Here is a 384-nt window from a genome sequence, read left to right as displayed (position 1 = left end):
CAACCACAATTACATCTGCTTCCATTCTTTTCATTGTCTAACCTCCATTTTGATTATTTTAATGTTTCTTTTTAAATCTTCCGCACTTTGTCAGCTTATCAGGCAGTCTCGGTACACGGTCTGCCGTCTGAATGACGGCACCGGCATCACAAGCTTCGATACACCGCCCACACTTAGAGCATGCAAATCCGTCCAGCATATGGATATAACCCGCCTTACCTTCAATCGCATCAGAAGGACAGATATCCGCGCATTTTTCACATCCATTGCAGAGAATTGGATCAATACATACTCACAAAAGCCCTGCACACTCCGTTCGCACATTTTTTCTTCTTAATATGATCGTCATACTCTGACTGAAAATACTTCAGAGTACCCAGTGTA

1 protein-coding gene is annotated in these 384 nt (G+C 42.7%); it reads right to left on the bottom strand.

The annotated features are described in order from the left end of the window. Positions 1-58: 58 nt before the first annotated feature. A complete protein-coding gene (locus NE664_15620) occupies positions 59-226 on the bottom strand; it encodes a hypothetical protein (protein MCQ4728062.1) in 168 nt (55 codons plus the stop codon). Positions 227-384: the final 158 nt, after the last annotated feature.

The sequence above is a fragment of the Anaerotignum faecicola genome (assembly GCA_024460105.1).
Classification (GTDB): domain Bacteria; phylum Bacillota; class Clostridia; order Lachnospirales; family Anaerotignaceae; genus JANFXS01.
This window is presented reverse-complemented; position numbering and strand designations above follow the sequence as displayed.